2 protein-coding genes and 1 pseudogene are annotated in these 1,396 nt (G+C 71.8%); all 3 read left to right on the forward strand.

The genetic code is table 11. From position 1 onward, the window contains the following. A pseudogene (locus JMF90_RS37095) lies at positions 1-116 on the forward strand (ribosomal-protein-alanine N-acetyltransferase); the annotation flags it as partial. After that, entirely contained in the window at positions 103-1,143 is a 1,041-nt protein-coding gene (locus JMF90_RS37100; RefSeq protein ID WP_201316980.1) for a uracil-DNA glycosylase, read from the forward strand. The pseudogene JMF90_RS37095 and the gene JMF90_RS37100, both read left to right, overlap by 14 nt. Further along, positions 1,140-1,396 (forward strand): DUF1853 family protein (locus JMF90_RS37105; RefSeq protein WP_201326345.1); only part of this gene is annotated, 257 nt, incomplete at its 3' end. The genes JMF90_RS37100 and JMF90_RS37105, both read left to right, overlap by 4 nt.

A 1,396-nucleotide genomic window follows, 5' to 3' on the forward strand; every position in this document is an offset into this window, starting at 1 on the left:
TGACGATCGGCCGGCGCAAGAACTACTATCCGGCGAAGCATCGCAGCCGGGAGGACGCGATCGTGATGCGTCTGACGCTGAACAAGGACGAGGGGGACGCGCATGGCGTGGGGTGAAGCGGCGCTCGAGGAACTGGGCCTCGCGCAGATCTGGGTGCGGCGCGGGCAGCGCGCGGACGAAGGCGCGGCAGCCGACGCGCCTGCCGTCGCGCAAACCGCGGCGCCCGACGACGGTACCGCCGTCGCCGCCGAGCGGCCGGTGCGTGCAGCGTATGCGCCGGCACAGGGCGACAGGCCGACGGCCGTCGCGCGTGGCGCTGCCGATGGTTTGCCGGCTCGCGAGTCGCGGGCGCCGGCGCACGGTGTAGTCGACGGCGATCGCCCGTCCGCGCAGGCTGCATCGATCACATCGCCCGCATCGACCGATACGATGCCGCCGAAGGATGATGCACCGCCGGCGGGAGACGACGATTTCGCGTGGTTCGACGCGGCGCCGCCGGGCGAATCCGTGCCCGTGCCGCTCGCCGAATCGCGCCCCGCCGGCACACCGGTCGCCGTGCTCGACTGGGATGCGCTGGCCGCGCGCGTGGCCGACTGCACGCTGTGCCGTCTGTGCGAGAAGCGGACCAACACCGTGTTCGGCGTCGGTGATCGCGAAGCGGACTGGATGCTGATCGGCGAAGCGCCGGGCGAGAACGAGGACAAGCAGGGCGAGCCGTTCGTCGGTCAGGCCGGCAAGCTGCTCGACAACATGCTGCAGTCGCTGGCGCTCAAGCGTGGCGACAACGTGTACATCGCGAACGTGATCAAGTGCCGCCCGCCCGGCAACCGCAACCCGGAGCCGGACGAGGTCGCGAGCTGCGAGCCGTATCTGCAGCGCCAGGTCGCGCTCGTGAAGCCGAAGCTGATCGTCGCGCTCGGCCGGTTTGCCGCGCAGACGCTGCTGAAGACGGACGCGAGCATCGCGTCGCTGCGCGGCCGCGTGCATGCGTACGAGGGCGTGCCGGTGATCGTCACCTATCACCCGGCATACCTGTTGCGCAGCCTGCAGGACAAGTCGAAGGCGTGGGCCGACCTGTGCCTCGCGCGCGACACGTTCAAGCGTGCGGAAAGCGCCGACACGAACGGCCCGGCCGGGCCATGACGACCGGCGCGGCGTTCGCGTTCGTCGATACGCTGCATGACGCCGCGGTGCGCGATCTGGGCTGGCTGCTCGCCAGCCCGAGCCTGCTCACCGCGGTGCCGGGCGCGCCGCTCGCGCGCCCATGGCCGGATGCAGCGGGCCAAGCGGCCGTCGAAGCGTGGCTCGCCGCGCTCGATGCGCAGCCCGGGCCGCTGCATCGCGCGCTCGACGGGTTTCGGCCGACCCGGCTCGGCCGCTACGCCGAATGCCTGCT

Source organism: Burkholderia sp. E168m23 (assembly GCF_016586125.1).
Lineage (GTDB): Bacteria > Pseudomonadota > Gammaproteobacteria > Burkholderiales > Burkholderiaceae > Burkholderia > Burkholderia orbicola.